The 14,578-nt window shown below is 65.2% G+C and carries 16 protein-coding genes; 11 read left to right on the top strand and 5 right to left on the bottom strand.

Features of this window, described 5'->3' with window-relative positions; translation table 11 throughout:
- Positions 1-62: 62 nt before the first annotated feature.
- The gene (locus tag DIE13_RS18545) at positions 63-1,085 is read left to right on the top strand and encodes an asparaginase (RefSeq protein WP_124828507.1); all 1,023 of its coding nucleotides are present in this window, start codon (positions 63-65) and stop codon (positions 1,083-1,085) included.
- A gap of 112 nt (positions 1,086-1,197) precedes the next feature.
- Here DIE13_RS18545 and lysM read toward each other — a convergent pair whose 3' ends face one another.
- The 5 genes from lysM to gcl form a co-directional block, all read right to left on the bottom strand.
- Complete coding sequence (lysM, locus tag DIE13_RS18550; protein ID WP_096503069.1) at positions 1,198-1,668, bottom strand: peptidoglycan-binding protein LysM; 471 nt, start codon at positions 1,666-1,668, stop codon at positions 1,198-1,200.
- A gap of 11 nt (positions 1,669-1,679) precedes the next feature.
- Entirely contained in the window at positions 1,680-1,805 is a 126-nt protein-coding gene (locus DIE13_RS33450; protein WP_260435059.1) for a hypothetical protein, read from the bottom strand.
- A gap of 322 nt (positions 1,806-2,127) precedes the next feature.
- Positions 2,128-3,021 carry a 2-hydroxy-3-oxopropionate reductase gene (locus DIE13_RS18555; protein WP_124828508.1) on the bottom strand — a complete coding sequence of 298 codons (894 nt, stop codon included), beginning with the start codon at positions 3,019-3,021 and terminating at the stop codon, positions 2,128-2,130.
- A 42-nt stretch (positions 3,022-3,063) separates the two neighbouring features.
- The gene (gene hyi, locus DIE13_RS18560) at positions 3,064-3,873 is read right to left on the bottom strand and encodes a hydroxypyruvate isomerase (RefSeq protein ID WP_011657073.1); all 810 of its coding nucleotides are present in this window, start codon (positions 3,871-3,873) and stop codon (positions 3,064-3,066) included.
- Between the two features lie 44 nt (positions 3,874-3,917).
- A complete protein-coding gene (gene gcl, locus DIE13_RS18565; protein ID WP_124828509.1) occupies positions 3,918-5,693 on the bottom strand; it encodes a glyoxylate carboligase in 1,776 nt (591 codons plus the stop codon).
- 171 nt (positions 5,694-5,864) lie between these two features.
- Here gcl and DIE13_RS18570 point away from each other — a divergent pair, with 171 nt between their 5' ends.
- From DIE13_RS18570 to DIE13_RS18615, 10 genes are all read left to right on the top strand, one after another.
- Entirely contained in the window at positions 5,865-6,776 is a 912-nt protein-coding gene (locus DIE13_RS18570) for a LysR family transcriptional regulator (protein WP_124828510.1), read from the top strand.
- A gap of 166 nt (positions 6,777-6,942) precedes the next feature.
- Complete coding sequence (locus DIE13_RS18575) at positions 6,943-7,581, top strand: RNA polymerase sigma factor (RefSeq protein WP_233409975.1); 639 nt, start codon at positions 6,943-6,945, stop codon at positions 7,579-7,581.
- The gene (locus tag DIE13_RS18580; RefSeq protein ID WP_124828512.1) at positions 7,571-8,464 is read left to right on the top strand and encodes an anti-sigma factor family protein; all 894 of its coding nucleotides are present in this window, start codon (positions 7,571-7,573) and stop codon (positions 8,462-8,464) included. The genes DIE13_RS18575 and DIE13_RS18580 overlap by 11 nt, the downstream gene beginning before the upstream one ends.
- A gap of 241 nt (positions 8,465-8,705) precedes the next feature.
- Complete coding sequence (rpsF, locus tag DIE13_RS18585; protein WP_006755436.1) at positions 8,706-9,080, top strand: 30S ribosomal protein S6; 375 nt, start codon at positions 8,706-8,708, stop codon at positions 9,078-9,080.
- 40 nt (positions 9,081-9,120) lie between these two features.
- A complete protein-coding gene (priB, locus tag DIE13_RS18590) occupies positions 9,121-9,420 on the top strand; it encodes a primosomal replication protein N (RefSeq protein WP_031399239.1) in 300 nt (99 codons plus the stop codon).
- Between the two features lie 4 nt (positions 9,421-9,424).
- On the top strand, positions 9,425-9,700 hold the full coding sequence (rpsR, locus tag DIE13_RS18595) for a 30S ribosomal protein S18 (protein WP_006486248.1): 276 nt from the start codon (positions 9,425-9,427) through the stop codon (positions 9,698-9,700).
- Positions 9,701-9,727: 27 nt separating this feature from the next.
- Positions 9,728-10,180, top strand: a complete 453-nt coding sequence (gene rplI, locus DIE13_RS18600; RefSeq protein WP_124828513.1) for a 50S ribosomal protein L9 — start codon at positions 9,728-9,730, stop codon at positions 10,178-10,180.
- Positions 10,181-10,319: 139 nt separating this feature from the next.
- Complete coding sequence (dnaB, locus tag DIE13_RS18605) at positions 10,320-12,740, top strand: replicative DNA helicase (RefSeq protein ID WP_124828514.1); 2,421 nt, start codon at positions 10,320-10,322, stop codon at positions 12,738-12,740.
- A gap of 138 nt (positions 12,741-12,878) precedes the next feature.
- Positions 12,879-13,505, top strand: coding sequence for a DUF47 domain-containing protein (locus DIE13_RS18610; RefSeq protein WP_034188683.1), 627 nt, complete (start codon positions 12,879-12,881; stop codon positions 13,503-13,505).
- Between the two features lie 10 nt (positions 13,506-13,515).
- Positions 13,516-14,526 carry an inorganic phosphate transporter gene (locus tag DIE13_RS18615; protein WP_124828515.1) on the top strand — a complete coding sequence of 337 codons (1,011 nt, stop codon included), beginning with the start codon at positions 13,516-13,518 and terminating at the stop codon, positions 14,524-14,526.
- Positions 14,527-14,578 lie beyond the last annotated feature (52 nt).

Consider the following 14,578-nt stretch of genomic DNA (forward strand, 5'->3'; position numbering starts at 1 on the left):
AGCCGGCGATACTGCACGCAGGCCCTACCGGATGCCGGCCGTGAGCCATTACAATCGCGGCCATGAATACTCCGAACCCCGCTTTCCCCCCGTCCGCGGCAGCCCTGCCGCGCATCGCCGTACTCGCCACCGGCGGCACGATCGCCGGTGCAGCGCCGGACGCGACCAGCACCGCCGGCTATCAGGCCGGCGCGCTCGGCGTCAATTTCCTGCTCGACGCGGTGCCGGCCCTCGCCTCGGTCGCGCGCGTCGACGCGGAGCAGACCGCCAGCATCGACAGCAAGGATCTCGCGCTGCCGCTCTGGAACACGCTCGCCGCGCGCATCGATGCGCTGATGGCCGATCCGGACATCGACGGTATCGTGATCACGCACGGCACCGACACGCTCGAGGAGACCGCGTACGCGCTGCATCTGGTCGTGACCGGAGACAAGCCCGTCGTGCTGACCGCCGCGATGCGGCCGGCCACTGCGCTGTCGTCCGACGGCCCGCTGAACCTGTTGAACGCAGTGACGGTCGCCGCTCATCCGGCCGCGCGCGGGCAGGGCGTGCTCGTCGCGTTCAACAACCGGATCCACGGCGCGCGCGACGTCGTGAAGACGAGCACCTATGCGGTCGACGCATTCCAGACGCCGGAGCTCGGTGCGCTTGGCTGGGTGCAGGACGGCCGCGTCGAATTCGCGCGCCGCGTCACGCGTTCGCGCGATGCACAACTGGCGATCGCCGCTGCGTGGCCGCCGGTCGAAATCGTCACGAGCTATGCGGGCGTGACGCGCACGGCCGTCGATGCGCTCGTCGCGGCCGGCGTGCGCGGGCTCGTCGTCGGGGGCACCGGCAACGGGTCGATCCATGCGACGCTGCAGGCGGCCCTCGCCGACGCGGTGAATGCGGGTGTCGTCGTGGTGCGCGCGTCGCGCGTCGGCTCGGGCCACGTGATGCGTAACGGCGCCGCGAACGACGATGCGCTCGGCTTCGTGAGCGCCGGGTCGCTGAGCCCGTTCAAGGCGCGCGTGCTGCTGATGCTCGCGCTCGCGAACGGCATTCAGGGCCGCGACGCGCTGCAACGCGCATTCGACACGCTGTAACCAATGGCCGCCCATCGGGTGGCGTGCATGGCGCATGAAATGAAGCGCTGTCGCACGAAGTAAAAAAGGCAGGCCGATGGCCTGCCTTTTTACGTCAGTGCTGCGCGAATGCTCAGGACTGCGGCGGAATCACGAGCTTCTGGCCCGGATAGATCCGGTCCGGGCTCGACAGCATCGGCTTGTTCGCCTCGAAGATCACCGGGTACTTGTTCGCGTCGCCATACACTTCCTTGGCGATCGCCGACAGCGTGTCGCCCGACTTCACGTCGTGGTACTGAACTTGCGGATCGTCCGGCTGCAGATCGTCGTCGTTGACGCCCGCGACGCCTTGCACGTTGCCGGCCGCGACCTTGACCTTCGCCTTCGTGTCGAGATCGGCGACGCTGCCCGACAGCGTGACCGTGCGCGACGCACCGTCGAACGCGACGGTCAGGTTCGACGTGTCGAGACCTTGCGTGCTGATGTAATTCTTGATTGCATCGGCCGCGGTCTGGTTCGCGGCATTCGGATCGGCTGCCGCTTGCTCGTCGGCATGACCCAGCAGTTTTTCACCCGCCTCTTTGATAAACGAAAGAAGACCCATCGCTGCACTCCCTAGGTGGTTGAAAAGAAAACGCGCCGTGAAGTGGCGAAAAAAACACCGCGCTGGACGCGGCCACCGAAGGTGAGCGCAAGCGCGGCGGATTTCTCGAAAGGCGTGGCGAAAGTGTAGGCGTTCATCGCGACGATTGCATGAAAAATCGCACGCACGAACGTAAAGAAGTGTAATACGCGAAATCCGACAGGCGGACACCCGACGACGACGTCTGACCGACCAAGGCTTCCCCGGCGCCGCCGGGTGCCGCTGCGGACCCCACCACGCCGCTCTCAGCCCAGAGCGGCGTTTTTCGCCCCGTCGCGCACGCGCTTGGCAATGCGCGGCGGGGCGCCCCACCGTGATGCGCGAGTGCACGCGCATCGATGCGACCGGCCGCGAGCCGGTTCGCGTGTATTCGTCGCGCGCGTTCGCCATTGCGGCGAAACGCGCGTCGTTGCATCCGCGTTATGCGGCCGGCGTCTGGCCGATTTCGAAGTTCGACATGATCTCGAGTGCCCGCACGAGTGCCGAGTGATCCCATGCCTTGCCGCCGTGCGATGCGCACACGCTGAACAGTTGCTGCGCGCTTGCCGTGTGCGGCAGTGCGAGACCGAGCTTGCGTGCGCCGTCGAGGGCGAGGTTCAGGTCCTTCTGGTGCAGTTCGATGCGGAAGCCCGGATCGAACGTGCGCTTGGTCATGCGCGCGCCGTGCACTTCGAGGATGCGCGATGCGGCGAAACCGCCCATCAGCGCCTGGCGCACGCGCTCCGGATCGGCGCCCGAGCGAGCGGCGAACAGCAGCGCTTCGCCGACCGCTTCGATGTTCAGTGCGACGATGATCTGGTTCGCGACCTTGCAGGTCTGGCCCGCACCGTTGTCGCCGACGAGCGTGATGTTCTTGCCCATCTTCTCGAACAGCGGCTTCGCGCGCTCGAACGCCTTCTCCGGGCCGCCCACCATGATCGTCAGTGTCGCTTCGCGTGCGCCGACTTCGCCGCCGGATACCGGTGCGTCGAGGTAGTCGCAGCCGAGTGCATTGATCTGCTTCGCGAATGCCTGCGTGTCGAGCGGCGAGATCGAGCTCATGTCGATCACGAGCTTGCCGGCCGTCAGGCCCTTCGCGACGCCGTCGTCGGCGAACAGCACGTTACGGACATCGGGCGTGTCCGGGACCATCGAGATGATGATGTCGGCGTTCTGCGCGACTTCGGTCGAGTTCGCGACGACCTTGGCGCTCGCGCACAGGTCGTCCGGAACCGGGAACGCACCGTTCACGACGAGCTGATGATCGCCCTTGAGCAGGTTGCGCGCCATGTGCGCGCCCATGATGCCGAGGCCGATGAAACCGATGGTTGCCATGTGAAAGTCTCCTTGTAGGGGCGGATGCGGGAAGGGCGGATCTCAGGCGGCGCGACGCGCCGAGCCCGGTGCGCAGCCGGCGACGCTTTGCAGCCAGCCGAGCCCTTCCGTGGTGGTGGTGCGGGGCTTGTATTCGCAGCCGACGTAGCCGGCGTAGCCGAGCCGGTCGAGCAGCGCGAACAGGAACGCGTAGTTGATCTCGCCCGTACCCGGCTCGTTGCGGCCCGGGTTGTCCGCGAGCTGGACGTGGCCGATCGATGCGAGGTTGCGTTCGATCGTCGCGGCCAGTTCGCCTTCCATGCGCTGCATGTGATAGATGTCGTACTGCAGGAACAGGTTGTCCGAGCCGACCGCGCGGATCACGTCGAGCCCTTCGGACGAGCGGTTCAGCGCGAAGCCCGGGATGTCGAAGCTGTTGCACGGCTCGACGAGCAGACGGATGCCTTCGCGCTTCAGCGCGTCGGCGGCGAAGCGCAGGTTGTCGACTATCGTCACGAAGGTCTTGTCGCGCGCCGTGCTTGCCGACGGGATGCCGACGAGGCAGTTCAGCTGCGGCACCTTCAGCGCCTTCGCGTACTCGATCGCACGGCCGACGCCTTCCTGGAACTCGCCGACGCGATCGGGGAGGCACGCGATGCCGCGCTCGCCCTGGTCCCAGTTCCCGGCGGGCAGGTTGTGCAGCACGAGGCGCAGGCGGTGCGTTTCGAGCCGCTCGGCGAGTTCCTCCTTCGCATACGGGTACGGGAACAGGAACTCGACGGCGTCGAAGCCCGCGTCGGCGGCCGCCTTGAAGCGGTCGAGGAACGGCACCTCGTTGAACAGCATGGTCAGGTTTGCAGCAAACTTCGGCATGAGCTAAGCCTCTTCGGTCGGTCAGTCAAAAAATGTCGTGCGGATCAGTCGAGCATCGAGATCGCGGTCGGCGCGTGCTCGGCCTTTTCGGCGAGCTCTTCGAATTCGTTGATCGCGTCGATCTCGGTGCCCATCGAAATGTTCGTCACGCGCTCGAGGATCACTTCGACGACCACCGGCACGCTGAACTCTTCCGCGAGCGTTTGCGCCTGACGCAGCGCCGGCTCGATTTCTTCCGGCTTGAACACGCGCAGCGCCTTGCAGCCGAGGCCTTCGGCAACCGCCACGTGATCGACGCCATAGCCGTTCAGCTCCGGTGCGTTCACGTTGTCGAATGCCAACTGCACGCAGTAGTCCATGTCGAATGCACGCTGTGCCTGGCGGATCAGCCCGAGGTACGAGTTGTTCACGACGACGTGCACATACGGCAGCTTGAATTGCGCGCCGGCGGCCAGCTCTTCGATCATGAACTGGAAGTCGTAGTCGCCGGACAGCGCGACGATCGGACGGCGCGGATCGGCGGCACGCACGCCGAGCGCTGCGGGGATCGTCCAGCCGAGCGGGCCCGCCTGGCCGCAGTTGATCCAGTTGCGTGCCTTGAACACGTGCAGGAACTGCGCGGCGGCGATCTGCGACAGGCCGATCGTGCTGACGTAGCAGGTATCGCGGCCGAACACCTTGTTCATCTCTTCGTACACGCGCTGCGGCTTGACCGGCACGTTGTCGAAGTGGGTCTTGCGCTGCAGCGTGCGCTTGCGCTCCTGGCATTCCGAGACCCACTCGCTGCGGTCCTTCAGCTTGCCTGCGGCCTTCCATTCCTGGGCGACGGCGACGAACAGTTCGAGCGCGGCCTTCGCGTCGGACACGATGCCAAGATCCGGGCCGAACACGCGGCCGATCTGCGTCGGCTCGATGTCGACGTGCACGAACTTGCGGCCCTTCGTGTAGACCTCGACGCTGCCCGTGTGACGGTTCGCCCAGCGGTTGCCGATGCCCAGCACGAAGTCGGATGCGAGCATCGTTGCGTTGCCGTAGCGGTGCGATGTCTGCAGGCCGACCATCCCGGCCATCAGCGGGTGGTCGTCGGCAATCGCGCCCCACGACATCAGCGTCGGGATCACCGGCACGCCGATCGTTTCAGCGAACTGCACGAGCAGGTCTTCGGCTGCCGCGTTGAGCACGCCGCCGCCCGACACGATCAGCGGCTTGTCCGCGTCGTTGAGCATCGCGAGCGCCTTCTCGACCTGCGCGCGGGTGGCCGCGGGCTTGTAGACCGGCAGCGGCTCATACGTGTCGATGTCGAACTCGATCTCGGCGAGCTGCACGTCGATCGGCAGATCGACGAGCACCGGGCCCGGACGGCCCGAGCGCATCAGGTGGAAGGCCTGCTGGAACACGCGCGGCACGAGCGCCGGCTCGCGCACGGTGACGGCCCACTTCGTGACGGGCTTCGCGATCGACTCGATGTCGACGGCCTGGAAGTCTTCCTTGTACAGGCGTGCACGCGGTGCCTGGCCCGTGATCGCGAGGATCGGAATCGAGTCGGCCGATGCGGAGTAGAGACCGGTGATCATGTCGGTGCCGGCGGGGCCCGACGTGCCGATGCACACGCCGATGTTGCCCGGTGCGGCACGCGTGAAGCCTTCGGCCATGTGCGACGCGCCTTCGACGTGGCGAGCCAGCACGTGGCTGATGCCGCCCGACTTGCGCATCGCGGAATAGAACGGGTTGATTGCTGCGCCCGGCACGCCGAACGCGGTCTGGATGCCTTCCTTCTCGAGCACGAGTACGGCTGCGTCGACGGCTCTCATCTTGGCCATGAATGTCTCCTTGAATGGTGGGATCTTGCGAATCGGTCTGTTGGAGACACTTTAGGGTTGCGGGAAAGGTTTGATAAGATCAGCTCAAGTCGCTTATTTCGAAACTAAAAGTATGGAATGACGACCGGACGGGGTTTCCCGCCAGCGTCGGAACCGGGACGGAGACAGCAGATGGATCGCTTCAAGCAGATCGAGACGTTCGTGCGGGTCGCGGACGCGGGCAGCCTCGCGGCAGCCGCGCTCGAGGAGGGGGTGTCGCCGGTGGTGCTCGGGCGGCGCATCGACGCGCTCGAGAAGCGCCTCGGCGTGAAGCTGATGTACCGCTCGACGCGGCGGCTGGTGGTCAGCGAGGAGGGCGCCGCGTTTCTCGAACGCTGCCGCGGGCTGTTGTCCGAATGGGATCAGGCCGAAAACGAACTGGCCGCGGGGCGCCGGGCGGTCAGCGGGCACCTGATCGTGTCGGCGCCGGCCGCGTTCGGCCGCAAGCACGTCGCGCCGCACGCGCCCGGGTTCCTGGCCGACAAGCCCGAGATGCAGCTGTCGTTCAACCTGACCGATCGCGTCGTGGATCTCGTGCGCGAGGGCTACGATCTGTCGATCCGGATCGGCGGCTCGGTCGATCCGAACTTCGTCGCGGTGAAGCTCGCGTCGAACCGGCGCGTCGTGTGCGGCACGCCCGAGTATTTCCGCCGGCACGGCCGGCCGAAGTCGCTCGATGACCTGCTCAAGCACAACTGTCTCGCGTTCAACCTGCAGGGCGGCCAGAACCGCGGCTGGTATTTCCAGCGCCACGGCAAGATCGCGACGATGCGCGTGGCCGGCAATCTCGACTGCAACGACGGCGAGCTGCTGCACCGCTGGGTCGCCGAAGGCCTCGGACTCGGCTGGCGTTCGACCTGGGAAATCGCCGCGCAGCTCGAAACGGGCCAACTCGAGACGGTACTCGACGAATACGCGCTGCCGGACTACGACATCCTCGCGGTCTACCCGCAGCAGCGCTACGTGCCCGCTCGCGTGCGTTACTTCATCGACTACCTGCGCGATGCATATGCGCGTCCCGGTTACTGGAGCAGCACGCCGTAACGGCTGCGGCAACGCCGTTTTTTTTGGGCTTCACCGGCTTTTCGCGGGAATAAACTCGATGCGACGGCGGTAAGGTCATCGAGCGCGCATGCTGCCGGTCCGTCCGTCTGTCCGGGCGTCGCGCGGGAGCGGGAGCGGCTTCGGCCGCAGGGACCAGGGAGGCCATGTGGGGCAAGCCGGACAGGCGGTCGATGAGCGGGCGGACGATGCACTGGCGCGCGCCGAGCGGTTTCGCGCGCTCGTGCTGCCTCACCTCGACGCCGCGTACAACCTGGCGCGCTGGCTGAGCGGCAGTGCGGGCGACGCCGACGACGTGGTCCAGGACGCGTGCATGCGCGCGCTGCGCTTCGTCGATGGGTGCCGCGGCGACAACGCGCGGCCATGGCTGCTCACGATCGTGCGCCACACCTGGTACACCGAGTGGCGCCGCCGGACCCACGCGCACGAAGTCGCGCTGCCTGACACGCTCGACGACGCCGGCGTTCCCGACGACTGGCAACCGGCGACCGGGGATCCGCTCGCCGAGCTGCTGCGCGGCGAAAGTGCACGGCGCGTGAATGCGGCGCTCGTGCAGTTGCCGCCCGAATACCGCGAGGTGCTCGTGCTGCGCGAGATGGAGGATTTGAGTTACCGCGAGATCGCGGCGATCGCGGACGTGCCGGTCGGCACCGTGATGTCGCGGCTCGCGCGCGGTCGGCGCCGGCTGGCCGCGTTGCTGGGCGACGAGCGATCGCCGGCGGGCGCGAGCAAGCCGGCGCGGGCGTCGGCGGGCGGAACCGCAGCGGAGGCGAGCGATGGACTGTAACGAAGCGCGAGCGTTGCTGGACGCGGATGTCGACCGCGAACTGTCGGCGCCCGATGCGCTGCGCGTCCAGCGGCACGTCGACGGTTGCGACGCATGCCGCCGCGAACGCGAACGGATCGTCGCGTTGGGACGCGCGGTGCGGCAGGCCGACTATCATCGGGCGCCGGATGCGCTGCGGGCGAGTATCCTCGCCGCGCTGCCGGCAGCGGGCGACGCGGCGGCGCGCGGGTCGTCCGCCGTGGAGCCGGAGCCCGACACTGCGCGGCAGCCCGGGCCGAGCGGGCGGCGCTGGTTCTCCTGGCCAGGCGGTCGTGGCGAATCGGCTCGCCCGGCGGCCGTCGGCACGGGGCCGCGCGTCGCTGCGCTGCCCGGGCTCGGCTGGGGCGTGGCACTGCTGGTCGCAGTCGCGGCGGCGGGCGGAATGGCGCTGTCCGCGCGCCACGCGCAAACGGATCGAACGGTCGACGAACTCGTTGCGAGCCATGTGCGCGCCGGATTGTCGGCGCGCGACATCGACGTGATCTCGACCGACCGGCATACCGTCAAGCCGTGGTTCAACGGCAGGCTCGACTATGCGCCGCCGGTCGAGGATCTGTCCGCGAGCGGCTTTCCGCTCGCAGGCGGGCGGCTCGACTACGTCGGGCGCCGCCGCGTCGCGGTGCTCGTCTACCGTTACCGGCAGCACGTGATCGACGTGTACGTGCGGCCGGCCGGCGAAGGGCAGGCGTTGGCGCCGTACGCGACCGTGTCGCAGGGTTATGCGCTCGACCGCTGGGACGCTGCGGGGATGACGTGGTGGGCGGTGACCGACGCCGAGCCGTCGGCGCTGACGGCGTTCAGGACAGCGCTCGACGCGCGGCTGGGCGGGGTGCGCAGCGAGTAACCGAGCGGCTGGCCGCCGGCGTCGAATTGCGCCCGTGATGTTCAGCCCCCGTTTCTTTTGCCGATGCGCGGGCTGCCGTTGCCGCCCTTTGCTCGCTCAAGTCTTTGAAAACATGGCCGAATCCGGTCGGAAATCGTCGATCGGTGTTGCACCTTCCCCGTATACGGGTTAGAATCTTCGGCTTCTCACTTGCCACACCGGTACAGACGCCCGGGTGGCTTTAATCCACAAGGAGTGTGTAATGCGTCATTACGAAATCGTATTCATCGTGCACCCCGATCAAAGCGAGCAAGTGCCCGCGATGATCGAGCGTTACAAGACCACGATCACGACGCACGGCGGCCAGATCCACCGTGTCGAAGACTGGGGCCGTCGCCAACTGGCCTACATGATCGAGAAACTCGCGAAGGCTCACTACGTCTGCATGAACATCGAGTGCGACCAGACGACGCTCGACGAACTCGAACACGCGTTCAAGTTCAACGACGCCGTGCTGCGTCACCTCATCGTCAAGATGAAGAAGGCCGAAACCGGCCCGTCGCCGATGATGAAGGAAGTTCAGCGCGAAGAAGCCAAGAAGGCGGCTGCAGCTCAGCCGACCGAAGCGCAGGCTTAAGTTCGTCATTCATTAAGCCATCAAGGAGCGCGTCACTCACGTGAACAGGTTGCAATTGACGGCAAGCGTCGTCGAACGCGCGCCGGTGCGATATACGCCGGCAGGTGTTCCGATCGCAAGCGCCACGTTGCATCACCGCACGGAAGTCGTCGAAGCAGGCATTCCCCGTCAGGTCGAAATGACGATCGAGGCGGTGGCAGCCGGTGAGGCGAGCGGCAAGCTGGAGCGTCGTGAAATGGGCGTCGAAACGCTGTTCACGGGCTTCCTGGCAAAGAAAAGCCGCAACGCGAGAACCTTGGTGTTTCACATCACAGCATTGCAGGACATTGGAAAGGACTGAAATCATGCCCCGCCCGACTGGTAAGAAATTCGACAAGCGTCGTCAGCAACAAAACCCGCTCTTCAAGCGCAAGAAGTTCTGCCGTTTCACGGCCGCTGGCGTCGAGCAGATCGACTACAAGGACACGGAAACGCTGAAGGACTTCATCGGCGAAAACGGCAAGATCACGCCGGCTCGTCTGACGGGTACGAAGGCGCACTATCAGCGTCAGCTGGACACGGCGATCAAGCGTGCGCGTTTCCTCGCGCTGCTGCCGTACACCGATCAGCACAAGGCGTAATCAGGCGACGCAATAAGGAGAATTCGAATGCAAATCATTCTGTTGGAAAAAGTCGCCAATCTGGGCAACCTCGGCGATATCGTCAAGGTCAAGGACGGTTACGCTCGCAACTTCCTGATCCCGAACCGCAAGGCTCGCCGTGCAACGAAGGAAGCGATCGCCGAATTCGAAGTTCGCCGCGCTGAACTCGAAAAGGTCGCCGCTGAAAAGCTGGCAGCATCGCAGGCAGTCGGCGAGAAGCTGAACGGCCAGTCGTTCGAAATCACGCAGAAGTCGGGCGTCGACGGCCGTCTGTTCGGCTCGGTCACGAACGGCGACGTCGCGGATCTGCTGAAGAAGGCAGGTTTCGAAGTCGAGAAGCTGCAAGTTCGCATGCCGGAAGGCCCGCTGAAGATGATCGGCGAGCACGTCGTTCAGGTCGCGCTGCACACGGACGTCATCGTCGACGTCACGATCAACGTGATCGGCGACCACGCGTAAGCGTACGCAAGCTTTCCGGGCGGCCTCCGTCGTCCGGACAAGGGCAGGCGCCCGGGCAACCGGGGCCTGCCTTTTTTATTGCCGCATCGCTGGCGGCCGGTATGGCGTCGTCCTGTGTAATTCGCGATAATCCCAACCCATGAACGCGCCGCAAGATCCTCAAATCGAATCGCTGAAAGTCCCGCCGCATTCGGTCGAAGCCGAGCAGTCGGTGCTCGGCGGCCTGTTGCTCGACAACGCGGCCTGGGACCGGATTGCCGACTTTCTGTCGCAGGGCGACTTCTATCGTTACGACCATCGGATCATCTACGAGCACATCGGCCGGCTGATCGCGTCGACGCGTCCGGCCGACGTCGTGACCGTCTACGAAGCGCTGACGACGTCCGGCAAGGCCGACGACGTCGGCGGGCTCGCGTATCTGAACGCACTCGCACAGAACACGCCGAGCGCCGCGAACATCCGCCGCTATGCGGAGATCGTGCGCGATCGCGCGGTGCTGCGCCGGCTCGTGTCGGTCGCCGATGAAATCTCGGCCGATGCGTTCAATCCGCAGGGCAAGGAAGTGCGCCAGCTGCTGGACGAGGCCGAGTCGAAGGTGTTCTCGATCGCCGAAGAAGGCGCGCGCGGCAATCAGGGCTTTCTCGAAATCGGTCCGCTGCTCACGCAGGTGGTCGAGCGCATCGACACGCTTTATCACACTGCCAACCCGAGCGACGTCACGGGAACGCCGACGGGCTTCGTCGACCTCGACAGAATGACCTCGGGCATGCATGGCGGGGAGTTGATCATCGTCGCGGGGCGCCCGTCGATGGGTAAGGCGCAGCCGCTGGATGCCCGTGTGAAGACGCTGACCGGCTGGAAGCGCGTGGGCGAGCTGGCAATCGGTGACGCACTCGCATCGGTCGACGGCGCGCCGTCGATGGTCACGGGTATCTACCCGCAAGGCGAACGGCAGGTTTATCGTGTCCGCTTCTCGGATGGTCGTTCGGCCGAGTGCTGCGATGAACATCTGTGGTGCGTCCACTACCGCGAATGGACGAAGCCGCGCATCCTGAGCACGGCGGAAATCCGGACGCTTCTGACGCATCAGCGTTACCAGGGGCGCTTGTGGATCGAGATGCCGACCGGCGATTTCGGGCATGTCGACGCGCTGCCTGTCGATCCGTGGGTGCTCGGCGCGTTGCTCGGCGACGGTTCGCTGGGGGGCACGGCGGTGCGCTTCAGCGTCAAGGCCGAAGAGACGCTGAACCGGATGCGTACGCGGGTCGACGCGACGCTCGAACTCGAATATGCGGGCCAGCACGATTGGCGTATCAAGCGGCGCTCCGCGGAACAGGGTGTCCGCCCGAACGTCAATCCGCTGAAGGCGGCGCTCGAGCGGCTCGGCGTATGGGGGCGAACCAGCTACGACAAATTCATCCCGCGCTGCTACCTCGATGCATGCAGGGACGTGCGAATCGATCTGCTGCGCGGGCTGCTCGATACCGACGGCTGGGTCGAATCGTGGGGCACGGTGCGCTATTCGACGGCCAGCGCGCAGCTTGCGCGCGACGTGCAGGAGTTGGCGCGCTCGCTTGGCGCGTGGTGCGCGATTTCGGAAAAGGCGACTTCGCGTGTGTCTGGCGGCGAGCGCCACGCAGGCGCGACGGCTTACGTCTGTACGATCAGCCATCCGGAGCCGCAGAGCCTGTTCCTGTTCGAAGGCAAGCGCGAGCGGCTGACGGCCGGGCGCGCGCGCCGCAAGATGCCGGTGATCGCCGGGATTGAGCCGTCGCGCCGGACTGCCACGCAATGCATTTCGGTTTCGCATCCGTCGCGCCTGTATGTGACCGACGATTTCGTCGTCACGCACAACACGGCCTTCTCGATGAACATCGGCGAATACGTCGCGGTCGAGTACGGGCTGCCGGTGGCGGTGTTCTCGATGGAAATGCCGGGCACCCAGCTGGTGATGCGTATGCTCGGTTCGATCGGCCGGCTCGACCAGCACCGGATGCGTACGGGGCGCCTGACGGACGAGGATTGGCCGAAGCTGACCCATGCCGTGCAGAAGATGAGCGAGGCGCAGATCTTCATCGACGAGACGGGCGGCCTGAACCCGATGGAATTGCGCTCGCGTGCGCGGCGCCTGGCGCGTCAGTGCGGCAAGCTCGGCCTGATCATCGTCGACTATCTGCAACTGATGTCGGGTTCGTCGCAGGGCGAGAACCGTGCGACCGAAATCTCGGAAATCTCGCGGTCGCTGAAGAGTCTGGCGAAGGAGCTGGACGTGCCTGTGATCGCGTTGTCGCAGCTGAACCGGGGGCTGGAACAGCGTCCGAACAAGCGGCCGGTGATGTCCGATTTGCGCGAATCCGGCGCAATCGAACAGGACGCGGACGTGATCCTGTTCATTTATCGCGACGAGGTCTACAATCCGGACAGCCCGGACAAGGGGACGGCCGAGATCATCATCGGCAAGCAGCGTAACGGTCCGATCGGGCCTGTTCGACTCACGTTCCTGGGTCAATACACGAAGTTCGATAACTTTGCGGGGGCGCAGAACTTCTACGGCGAGTAAAGCCGGATGTAAACCCTTATTTAGCCAAACGTTGTATCCCATCCCGGCGCGCGCATATGCGCGCGTCGCGTCGTGACCGGAAACGGTACAATATCGCCCGTTTTCGTGACAGTCGTTTGACAATCTCTCAGGAATCCCATGTTCGGTCGATTCATGCCCACCGAGGGCAAGTTCTTTGAACTTTTCAACGCGCACGCGAAGCACATCGTTTCCGGTGGCCGCGAGCTCGAACTGCTGATCGACAATCTCGCTGACGCCGAGATTCACAAGCAAAACGTGCAGACCGCCGAGAAGGCCGCAGACAAGCTGACGCATGAAGCGATCGATCTGCTGCACAAGACCTTCATCACGCCGCTCGATCGCGACGAGATCCACAAGCTGATCACGACGATGGACGACATCCTCGATCTGATGGAAGACGTCGCGACGGCCGTGTCGCTGTACGACGTGCGCTCCGTCACGTCCGAGGCGAGCCAGCTCGCACACATCGTCACGCAGTCTGCGCAACACGTGCAGCAGGCCGTCGGATTGCTGTCCGACATGAAGCAGTCGGCACAGATCCTCAAGCAATGCGAGGAGATCGACCGCTGGGAATCGGAGGCCGATCGCGTGCTGCGCGCGGCGATGTCGAAGCTGTTCCGCGAGGAAGACGACGTGAAGACGCTCATCAAGCTGAAGGCGATCTACGAACTGCTCGAAGAGATCACCGACAAGTGCGAGGACGTCGCGAACATCATCGAAGGCATCGTGCTGGAAAACGCCTGAGCGGACCACGATGCATTCGATACAACTCGCCCTATGGATGGTCGCGACGCTGGTGCTCGTCGCGCTCGTATTCGACTTCATGAATGGCTTCCACGACGCGGCTAACTCGATCGCCACCGTCGTGTCCACCGGGGTGCTGAAGCCGCAGCAGGCCGTCGTGTTCGCGGCCGCATTCAACGTCATCGCGTATTTCATCTTCCACCTGAAGGTCGCGCAGACCGTCGGCCGCGGCACGATCGATCCCGAGATCGTCGACCATTACGTCGTGTTCGGCGCACTGGTCGGTGCGATCGGCTGGAACGTGATCACCTGGTACTACGGGATTCCGTCGAGCTCGTCGCACGCGCTGATCGGCGGTCTCGTCGGCGCAGCGCTCGCGAAATCGGGCTGGAGCTCGCTGAATATCGACGGGCTGCTGAAGACGATTGCGTTCATCTTCATTTCGCCGCTGCTCGGTTTCATCCTCGGTTCGCTGTTCATGCTCGGCGTGTCGTGGCTGTACTTCCGTACCGCGCCCAGCAAGGTCGACCGGCGTTTCCGCCGGCTGCAGCTGTTGTCGGCTGGTCTGTACAGCCTGGGTCACGGCGGCAACGACGCACAGAAGACGATCGGCATCATCTGGATGCTGCTGATCGCGTCGGGCTATGCATCCGCGACTGCCGATGCGCCGCCTGCATGGGTGATCGGCGCGTGCTACCTGTCGATGGGTCTTGGCACGTTGTTCGGCGGCTGGCGCATCGTGCGCACGATGGGCCAGAAGATCACGAAGCTCAAGCCGGTCGGTGGTTTCTGTGCTGAAAGCGGCGGGGCGATCACGCTGTTCATCGCGTCGTTCCTCGGCATTCCCGTGTCGACCACGCACACGATTACCGGCGCGATCGTCGGTGTCGGCGCGACGCAGAAGCTGTCGGCCGTGCGCTGGGGCGTGGCCGGCAATATCGTGTGGGCGTGGGTGCTGACGCTGCCGGCGGCCGCGCTGTTCGCGGCCGGCGGATGGTGGCTCGGACACCAGATCTTCTGATTCCGGCACGACCGGATCGACGTGAAATGCGCCGCAAGCCGAAAGGCTGCGG

It is taken from the genome of Burkholderia sp. Bp9016 (assembly GCF_003857765.1).
In the GTDB taxonomy this organism is placed as follows: domain Bacteria; phylum Pseudomonadota; class Gammaproteobacteria; order Burkholderiales; family Burkholderiaceae; genus Burkholderia.

Excerpts from the sequence above, each read along its gene's own strand:
- DIE13_RS18545 (WP_124828507.1), top strand. The coding sequence starts at position 63 with ATGAATACTCCGAACCCCGCTTTCCCCCCGTCCGCGGCAGCCCTGCCG.
- lysM (WP_096503069.1), bottom strand. The coding sequence starts at position 1,668 with ATGGGTCTTCTTTCGTTTATCAAAGAGGCGGGTGAAAAACTGCTGGGT.
- DIE13_RS33450 (WP_260435059.1), bottom strand. The coding sequence starts at position 1,805 with ATGAACGCCTACACTTTCGCCACGCCTTTCGAGAAATCCGCCGCGCTT.
- DIE13_RS18555 (WP_124828508.1), bottom strand. The coding sequence starts at position 3,021 with ATGGCAACCATCGGTTTCATCGGCCTCGGCATCATGGGCGCGCACATG.
- hyi (WP_011657073.1), bottom strand. The coding sequence starts at position 3,873 with ATGCCGAAGTTTGCTGCAAACCTGACCATGCTGTTCAACGAGGTGCCG.
- gcl (WP_124828509.1), bottom strand. The coding sequence starts at position 5,693 with ATGGCCAAGATGAGAGCCGTCGACGCAGCCGTACTCGTGCTCGAGAAG.
- DIE13_RS18570 (WP_124828510.1), top strand. The coding sequence starts at position 5,865 with ATGGATCGCTTCAAGCAGATCGAGACGTTCGTGCGGGTCGCGGACGCG.
- DIE13_RS18580 (WP_124828512.1), top strand. The coding sequence starts at position 7,571 with ATGGACTGTAACGAAGCGCGAGCGTTGCTGGACGCGGATGTCGACCGC.
- rpsF (WP_006755436.1), top strand. The coding sequence starts at position 8,706 with ATGCGTCATTACGAAATCGTATTCATCGTGCACCCCGATCAAAGCGAG.
- rpsR (WP_006486248.1), top strand. The coding sequence starts at position 9,425 with ATGCCCCGCCCGACTGGTAAGAAATTCGACAAGCGTCGTCAGCAACAA.
- rplI (WP_124828513.1), top strand. The coding sequence starts at position 9,728 with ATGCAAATCATTCTGTTGGAAAAAGTCGCCAATCTGGGCAACCTCGGC.
- dnaB (WP_124828514.1), top strand. The coding sequence starts at position 10,320 with ATGAACGCGCCGCAAGATCCTCAAATCGAATCGCTGAAAGTCCCGCCG.
- DIE13_RS18610 (WP_034188683.1), top strand. The coding sequence starts at position 12,879 with ATGTTCGGTCGATTCATGCCCACCGAGGGCAAGTTCTTTGAACTTTTC.
- DIE13_RS18615 (WP_124828515.1), top strand. The coding sequence starts at position 13,516 with ATGCATTCGATACAACTCGCCCTATGGATGGTCGCGACGCTGGTGCTC.